The sequence below is a fragment of the Streptomyces sp. NPDC058157 genome (assembly GCF_042884105.1).
Taxonomy (GTDB): Bacteria; Actinomycetota; Actinomycetes; order Streptomycetales; family Streptomycetaceae; genus Streptomyces.
In genome coordinates, this window is the sequence record NZ_JBHVUQ010000260.1 from 1 (window position 1) to 8,401 (window position 8,401).

At 75.3% G+C, this 8,401-nt stretch carries 5 protein-coding genes and 1 pseudogene; 1 reads left to right on the top strand and 5 read right to left on the bottom strand.

Annotated elements, in window-relative coordinates; translation table 11 throughout:
- Together ACFVXK_RS34755 and ACFVXK_RS34760 are read right to left on the bottom strand one after the other, a co-directional pair.
- A partial coding sequence (locus ACFVXK_RS34755) for a sensor histidine kinase (RefSeq protein ID WP_389620080.1) occupies positions 1–1,414 on the bottom strand: 1,414 nt, incomplete at its 3' end.
- 151 nt (positions 1,415–1,565) lie between these two features.
- Complete coding sequence (locus tag ACFVXK_RS34760; protein WP_389620092.1) at positions 1,566–3,485, bottom strand: putative Ig domain-containing protein; 1,920 nt, start codon at positions 3,483–3,485, stop codon at positions 1,566–1,568.
- Positions 3,486–3,849: 364 nt separating this feature from the next.
- Here ACFVXK_RS34760 and ACFVXK_RS34765 point away from each other — a divergent pair, with 364 nt between their 5' ends.
- Positions 3,850–4,689 (top strand): TrmB family transcriptional regulator, encoded by an 840-nt coding sequence (locus ACFVXK_RS34765; protein ID WP_389620083.1) that lies wholly within the window; start codon positions 3,850–3,852, stop codon positions 4,687–4,689.
- A 72-nt stretch (positions 4,690–4,761) separates the two neighbouring features.
- Here ACFVXK_RS34765 and ACFVXK_RS34770 read toward each other — a convergent pair whose 3' ends face one another.
- The 3 genes and pseudogenes from ACFVXK_RS34770 to ACFVXK_RS34780 form a co-directional block, all read right to left on the bottom strand.
- A complete protein-coding gene (locus tag ACFVXK_RS34770) occupies positions 4,762–5,502 on the bottom strand; it encodes a class I SAM-dependent methyltransferase (RefSeq protein WP_389620086.1) in 741 nt (246 codons plus the stop codon).
- 184 nt (positions 5,503–5,686) lie between these two features.
- A complete protein-coding gene (locus tag ACFVXK_RS34775) occupies positions 5,687–6,649 on the bottom strand; it encodes an ABC transporter ATP-binding protein (RefSeq protein WP_389620089.1) in 963 nt (320 codons plus the stop codon).
- Positions 6,646–8,401: pseudogene (locus ACFVXK_RS34780) on the bottom strand (hypothetical protein); the annotation flags it as partial. The pseudogene ACFVXK_RS34780 and the gene ACFVXK_RS34775, both read right to left, overlap by 4 nt.

Consider the following 8,401-nt stretch of genomic DNA (forward strand, 5'->3'; position numbering starts at 1 on the left):
GCCCGGGGTCCTGCGGCCCGTCGTCGGCCGGGAAGGGGACGAGGGAGAGCGTGACGAACTGGAGGGCGACCGCGCCCGCCACACCCAGCACCGTGACGGCGGCCGCCGCCGTCCGTCCCGTCCGGCTCCGCGGGCCGGCCGGTACGCCGGGACCCGCCGCCGGGTCCGCGGCCGTGCGCGGGACGGCCGGTCCGGCGCGCAGGGGGATGCGGGCGCCGACGAGGAACCCGCCCTCGCCGGTGCGGTCGGCCCGCAGCGATCCGCCGACCAGGCGCACCCGCTCGTGCAGGCCGGCCAGCCCGAGCCCGCTGCCGCGCGGGGGCCGCGCGGACCGGCCCGCGCCACCGGGCCCGTTGCGGACGTCGACCCGCACCTCGCCGGTGTCGCAGTGCACGGTAACCGCCACCGGGGCGCCGGCGGCGTGCTTGTGGACGTTGGTGAGGGCCTCGCGGACCACCCGGTGGACCGCGCGCCGGGCGGTGGGGCCGGCGTCGGCCAGGTCCGATCCGGTCCACCTCAGGTCCACCGGGACGCCGGCGGCGTGCGACTCGCCGACCAGGGCCGCGACGTCGGCGTGGGTGCCCGTCGCGGGGGTCAGCGGATCCGGGGCCCCGGCCCGGTCGTCGCCGGCCCGGAGCACGCCGAGCACCCCGCGCAGGTCGTCCATCGCCTCGCGCACGGTGCTGTGCACCAGCACGGCACTCCGGTGGATCTCCGGGCCGCAGGTCCGGCCCGCCAGCTCCAGCCCGCCGGCATGCAGCGCCGCCAGGCTCAGCCGGTGGCCGAGGAGGTCGTGCATCTCGCCCGCGATCCGGGCCCGTTCGCCGGCCCTGGCCTGCTCCTCGGCCGAGCGCTGCGCCCGTTCCAGGACGGCGTTGCGCTCCCACAGCGCGCGCAGCAGGCGCTCGCGCTGCCCGGCGACCGCGCCGGCCAGCCCCGGCAGGGCGCCGCACACGATCCCGGTGACGAGCACGGTCATCGCCTCGTACCCGCGGACGGCCGCGCTCTCCCCCGCGGTGAGCGCGGCGGTGAGCGCGAGCGGTCCCGCCCCGGCCACCGCCAGCAGCAGCGGCCCGCGGCGCAGCTCCGCCCAGCGCCATCCCGCCGAGTGGGCCACCACGACGAGCGCCCCGCCGGTCAGCGGCTCCACGGCGGCCAGTACCGAGGCGGCCGCCAGCGCGCCCCGGGGCCACCGGCGGCGCACCAGCACCGCCACCGCCGCGCAGCCGGCGGCGGCGCAGCGGGCCCCGGGTCCGATCCGTTCGCCGACGCCCCCGCTGTCGGTCCACTCGAAGAGGAGCAGCACGGTGGCGGTGACGGCGGCGATGAGCAGCAGGTCGCCCAGGAGGCGCAGCAGGACGGGCGGCAGCCGACGCGGGTCGGCGGACCGTGCACCGTGGCGGGCGGCGGGCATGGCGGCTCTTTCGGCGGTGGAGGCGGGGCGGGTGGAGGGGCGGCGACCGGCGGTCTGCCCCCGCATCCTGCACCTGACTGAAGTTTCAGTCAATCTCGGTGGACGAAGACGGGGCACCGCAGGTGCGGTGCCCCGTCCCCGGTGGTGCGGGTCAGCCGGTGGTCAGGGCGGTGTCGTCGACGACGAACGAGGTCTGGAGGCTGGAGTCCTCGGTTCCGGTGAACTTGACCGTGATCGTCTGGCCCGCGAACGAGGACAGGTCGAAGGTCTTCTGCGCGTACCCGGAGTTCTTGTCGAGGTTGGAGTAGCCGGCCAGGGTGGTGGAGCCCGCCTGGACGGTCAGCTTGTCGTAGGCGACCGTGGTGGTGGTCTCGGCGGTGTCGACGTGCAGGTAGAAGCTGAGGGTCGCGTGGCAGCCGGCCGGGATGGTCACCGTCTGGGAGAGCGAGTCGGTGTGGCCGGAGCCGTATCCGTCGAGCCAGGCCTTCCAGGTGCCGGTGTGCGCGGGCTCACTCGCGCTGCTGTCGACCACGCCGGAGCTGGCGGTCCAGGGGGCGGTGCCGGATTCGAAGCCCTGGTTGCCCAGGAGCTGGGCCGGGGTGCAGTTCCCGCCGGTGGGGGTGACGGTCCAGGTGAAGGAGGCGCTGCCGGTCGCGTTGGTGGTGTCCTTGGCGCTGACCGTCACGTTGTAGGTGCCCGCGGTGGTGGGCGTGCCGCCGATCAGGCCGGTGGAGGCGTTCACGGACAGGCCGGGCGGGAGGCCGGTGGCGCTGTAGGCGAGGGTCTGGCCGCTCGCGGAGTCGGTGGCCTGGATCTGGAGGGAGGCGGCGGTGCCCACGGGGGTGGAGCGGTTGCCGGGGTTGGTGACGGTCACGGTGTTGCCGCCGGTGGAGCCGCCGGTGAAGGCCGCCGTGCCCTGCGGGGTGCCCAGTCCGGTGGGGCCGTCGTAGCCGGCCTTGGCGGTGCACAGGTAGCCGCCGCCGCAGGAGCCGTTGGCGCCGCTGGTCACGTCGTTGAGCGAGCCGGTGTGGGCGTAGGGGAAGGACGACGGGGTGGAGCCGGTGGCCGGGGCGCCCGCGAGGGCGTACACGGAGGCGATGATCGGCGCCGAGGCGCTGGTGCCGCCGTAGACGTTCCAGCCGCTGGCCTGGTAGCTGTCGTAGACCGCGAGGCCGGTGGCCGGGTCGGCGACGGCGGAGACGTCGGCGACGGTGCGCTTGCCGCAGCCGGAGTCGGTCTGCCAGGAGGGCTTGGCGGTGTAGGCCGAGCAGCCGGAACCGGCGCCGTTGCCCCCGGAGCTGCTGCCCCACACGCTTTCGGACCAGCCGCGGGAGGTTCCGCCCGCACGGCTGAGGGAGGTGCCGCCGACGGCGGTGACGTACTGGGAGGCGGCCGGGTACTCGACGCCGTAGCCGCTGTCGCCCGAGCTGACGGTGATGGCCACGCCCGGGTGGTTGAAGTAGGAGGAGTCGGAGGCGGGGTCGGTGGAGTCCTCGCCGCCGCCGTAGCTGTTGGAGACGAACTTGGCGCCCATGGACACGGCGCGGTTCACGGCGGCGCCCAGGTCCTCCATGGAGGGCTGCGCCGCCTCGACGAGGAGGATGTGGCACTGCGGGCAGACCGCGCTGACCATGTCCACGTCGAGGGAGATCTCGCCGGCCCAGCCGGAGTCGGCGGTCGGGTAGCTCGTCCCGCCGTTCTGGTCGACCTTGCGGAAGCAGCCGTTGGCGGTGGTGCAGGCGGGCAGACCGTACTGCGAGCGGTAGGCCGCCAGGTCGGACTCGGCGTTCGGGTCGTCGTAGGCGTCGATGATGGCGACCGTGGACCCGGCGCCGGCCGCGGCCGGCAGGGCGTAGGCGCTCTGCAGGTCGGCGGGTCCGTAGCCGGAGGGCAGGAGGCCGGGCGCGAGGCTCGTGTGCTGCGGGACGTCGGTGCGGGCGAGGGCGTGACAGGCCATGAAGTCGCGCTGGGCGGGTTCGGAGCAGAGCCGTCGGGTGTGGACCGCGCCGGGGGCCGCGGCCGCGGTGGCCGAGGGTCCGGCCGCGGCGGCCGGGCCCGCGAAGGCGAACATGCCGCCGGATACCAGGGCTGCCGCCGAGAGTAAGGCGGTCGCGCCGCGACGGCCGAGCCGTGCGGCGCGCTGGGACAGGGCGTTGCTCAAGGAACTGCCCTCCATGGGGGGTCGGGTCCCGCGTCGCGGGGGGGGTTCCAGACATGGCAGGTCCATGACATTCATGCGGGTCGATCTGCCGGATGCCTGACCGGAAAAGGGCGGCGCGGGGCTGCGGATGGCACGGGTGCGGCGGTGCGAGAGCTGTCACCACGTGCAGTGGTGGCCAACGCCGAAGGTATGGAGATTCCGGCCAAGGGGACACCCGGCTGATGGCAAAGGGTTGGCTCTGGTTCGGTGTTGGACACCTATACCGTGTCTTTCCATGGAGTCGGACGACAGCGCGGTCAACGATCTGGTATCCCTGGGGCTCTCCCGCTACGAGGCGCTGGTCTACCTCGCCCTGGTCCGGCGGGAGTCCTACACCGCCGCCGAGGCGGCGCGCGCCGCGCAGGTCCCGCGCCAGCGCGTCTACCACGTGCTCGACGCCCTCGTACGGCGGCAGTTGGCCGTGCCGCGCCCCGGCCGGGTCACGGCCTTCTCGGCGGTGGCCCCCGAGCTCGCGCTGGCCCGCCTGATGGCCCGTCAACGCCAGTCCCTGGAACGCCTGGACCAGGTGTCGTCCGCGCTGGGCCGGGCCCTGTCCCCCGTCTGGGCCGACGGCCGCAGCCACACCGACCCGCTCGACTACATCGAGGTGCTCCGCGATCCGCGGGCGATCGCCGCACGGTTCGCGAGCATCCAGGAACAGGCCGCGCACGAGCTCCTCAGCCTCTGCAAGCCGCCCTTCGTCGCGCCCCCGGCCAACGACGAGGGCATCGAGGCCGTGCGCCGGCTGCGCCGGGCCGGCGGCACCGCCCGGGCCGTCTACACCCTCGACGCCCTCGACGACGCCGAAGTCGCGCGGAACGTAAGGCGGTTCACGGCGGCGGGCGAGGAGTCCCGCTTCGCGACGCGGCTGCCGCTCAAGCTCGTCGTCGCCGACGCCTCGCTGGTCCTGTGCGACATGCCCGACCCGGTGGCCGACACCCGCACCACCACCGCCCTCTACATCGAGCACCCCGCGCTGGCGGCCTGCCTGCGGATGGCCTTCCTCGCCGTCTGGGACCAGGCCGAGGAGCCACCCGGGCCGCCGGGCCTGCCGGGACTCCGGGACGGCGCATGACCCGCCCACGACGCGGGACACCGGCCCGGCGGAGGGCCGGGCCGGTGTCGGTTCCGGTGGGACGGGGGCGGGTCAGGCGGTGCAGCGGATCATGGTCAGCGGGCGGTTCCCGTCGTGGTCCGCCCAGAACTCCTCGCCGAACTTCTCCACGCCCTCCGTGGAGACCTCCAGCGTGACCCACTCGACGCCGGTGAACCCGGCGGCCGCCAGGGCCCGTTCGTACGTCTCCTTCGACGGGACGACCGCCTCGAAGGAGACCGGCGGGTCCAGCAGGGCGGTGAGGCGGATCCCCCGGCCAATCTCGTTGTCCTTGCCCGTCGACTCGAGCAGGAAGCCGTACTTCTCCAGCGACGGGCCGCCGAAGTCGTAGCCCGGGTCCTGGACGAACAGGTAGAACGCGCCGCCCTCGACGAGGCTGCGCCGGATGTTGCGCATCATCAGCTCGATCTCGGCGGTCTCGCTCGCGTAGTTGAACGCCTGCACGGCCACGGCGACGTCGAACGGCTCCTCGAAGACCTGCAGCGTGGCCGTGTCGGCGACCTGGTATTCGATGCCCAGGGGCTCGGCCCGCTCGATCGCGGCGGCCGCGTCGACCATCGCGCCGGAGATGTCGAAGCCGAAGACGCGGGACGCGCCCCGGCGCTTGAGTTCACGGCTGTAGAAGCCGGTGCCGCAGGCGATGTCCAGGACGGACTTGCCGGTGACGTCGCCGACCAGGGCGAGGAACCCCGGCACCTCGGCGTAACGGATGACGGGCAGGGTCTTGAAGCCTTCGAACGCTTCGCCGATACCGTCGTACAACTGACCGCTCATCGTGGTTCCCCCTCGTTCTGCGGCGTCGGCTCCCATGACGAGCCGCGGCCCTCACCAGGAAGTCTGCGCCGCCACCAAGGTCACTTCGCACTGGTGGAACGCACGAAACTCCTGATGGTTCCACCGAGGTGCGCACAAACGAGCGCAGCTCGCCCCGGGTCTGGGAGGTTCCTCCGAGTCCCCCTCAACTCCTCCCGTCCGCCCGCAGTTCGATGTGGTCCGGGGCCAGGTCGACCGCCAGGCGGTGTTCCATGCCCAGGGCCGCCAGGAACTTCTGCGGCAGCTGGACGCGGCCGGAGCGGTCGAGGACCACGTACTCGCGTTCGCTCACGGATTCCTCGCCGTGCTCGTCGGTGACCAGGCTGCGCAGGACCTCACTGCTGGTGCGCCCGTCGCGGATGGCCACGGTGCGGCGGACCTCGCCCGCCACCATGGGGTCGTGCGTCACGATGACCACCGTCACGCCGAGTTCCTTGTTCACGGTGCGGAAGGTCTCGAAGACCGCCGCGGCGGTCTCCGAGTCCAGCTCGCCCGTGGGCTCGTCGGCCAGCAGCACCTTGGGGTCGTTGGCCATCGCGACGGCGATGGCGACGCGCTGCTGCTGCCCGCCCGACAGCTGCGCCGGGTGCCGGTCGGCGAGGTCGCCGATCCCGAGGGCGTCCAGCACCTCCGCGACCCGCGCCGCCTGCCGGGCCCGCGCGCCGCGCCGGCTGCCGCCACCGCCCTTCAACTGCATCGGCAGGGCCACGTTCTGAGCAGCCGTCAGGAAGGGCAGCAGATTGCGGGCGGTCTGCTGGAAGACGAACCCGACCGCTTCGCGCCGGTAGCGCAGCCGGTCGCGCGCCGACAGCTCCAGCAGGTCGTAGCCGGCGACCGCCGCGCTGCCCGCCGTCGGCACGTCCAGGCCCGCCAGGATGTTCAGCAGGGTGGACTTGCCGCTGCCCGAGGCGCCGACGAGGGCCACCAGGTCGCCCTGGGCCACGGTCAGTTCCAGCCCCTGCAGGGCCTGCACCTCGATGCCGTCCGTGCTGAAGATGCGCACCAGACGGTCGCAGGCGATCGCCGCGTCCGGCGCGGGGGTGCGCGCCTCCGTGGCCGCCGCAGCCCTGCGGTGCAGCTCCTCGTACGTCGGCTGGTCGGTGTTCAACGCTGGTCTCCCGCTCTCAACTCGGTGGTGATCTGCCGTCGCCCGGACGTCGCCGCCTCCAGGAGCACGGCCGCGGCGACCAGCGCGGCCAGCCCCAGGGCCGGTGTCAGTACGGCCGCCGCGCTGAGCCGTACGCCGGTCGGCGCGCTCGCGCCGACCAGCGTGGACAGGTCCATCGCCGGGCCCAGGAGGGCCACCGCTGCCGCCGCCACCAGGGCCCCGCCGAGGGCGGCGGCCAGGGTCTGCGGCAGGGCCTCGGCGAGGATCAGCGCCACGCCCTGACGGCGGCGCAGTCCCATGGTGCGCAGCCGGGCCAGCAGCGCCGCCCGTTCGGGCACGGTCCGCAGCAGGGTCAGCAGCACGGCCAGCAGGGCGAATCCGGCCGCGGCGGCCACGCAGGACCAGAACAGCCGCTCGGCCGAGCCCTGGAGCGGATCGGCTCCCAGTTCGGCGACGTACTCGGCGCTGGTGCGCACCAGGTACCGCTCGTCGGCCGGCTTCGCCCCGGGGGCCGGCCGCGCCTGCGGCGGGGCGGTGGCCGGGGGCGCCGCCGACGGCGCGGGCCCGGCGGCCCGGGTCAGGGCGCGCAGCCGGTCCCCGTCGACGGGGCCGAGGGCGAACCACCGGTCGGGCCGGACTCCCCCGCGGATCAGGGCCGTCGCGGGCCCGGCCGGCAGGATGACGGTCTCGCCGCCCGGGCCCGACGGGGCGGGGGTGCAGTCGAGGACTCCGGCGGTGCGTACGTGCAGCTCCCCGCCCGGGCCCGGCCGCAGCTCGTACGTGCCCGGGCCGGCCTTGCGGGCCAGGGCCGCGCTGAACAGCACCGGCACCGGGGCGTCGGCGGAGCCCGTGCCGCCGCCGCCCAGCAGGGCGGGGTCGTAGGCTCCGCAGCCCAGGCGCCGGGAGAGTTCCGCGTACGCGGCGGGCTCGGCGACGACCAGGGTGACCCGCGTACGGCCCTCGGCGGTGCCCTGGACGAAGGTGTCGTCGTCGCTCCACACGGCCGCGGACGTCCGTACGCCCGGCAGCCGCGCCGCGGACTCCACCAGGGCGTCCGGGAGGGACCCGGCGCCGACGGCGGAGACCACCGCGTCGGCCCCGATCGTCCGGTGGGCGGCCGCGAGGCGGGCCGTGTCCACGGAGGCCAGGACCGCGGCTCCGAAGCCGCCGGTGGTGACGGCCAGCAGCAGGGCGATCAGCGGCAGGACGGAGGGCCCGCCCCGGCCGCGTGCCGCGGCGCCCGGGCCCCGCGCGGCCCGCACCAGCCCGAGGAAGCCGACCAGCCCGCGGCTGCGGCCGGCCGCCCGGGCGAGCACGCCGGTGACGAGCGGCAGCAGCCGGGCCAGCAGCAGCCCCCCGCACAGGGCGAGCAGCAGCGGGGCGGCGATCAGCAGCGGGTCCGTCCCGCTGCCGACGGGCGCGACCCCGCGGCGGCGCACCTCGTAGACGGCGGCCCCGGCGGCGGCCAGGACCATCAGTTCGGCGACGGGCCTGCGCCAGCGCACGGCCGGCCGGGGCGGGGACAGCAGGAGGGCCGCCCGGACCGGGAAGGCCAGCAGCGCGAGCAGGGTGACGGCGGCGGCGCTGGTCAGCGAAGCCGCGAGCCGGGGCGTGGGCAGCGCCAGGACGGCGAGCGCGGTGGCCGCCGCGGCCGCGGGGAGCACGGTGACGGCGCCCTCGCCGAGGAGCCGGCCGACGATGCCGGCGCGTGAACCGCCGCGCGCCAGCAGCAGCCGCAGCTCGGACTCCCGG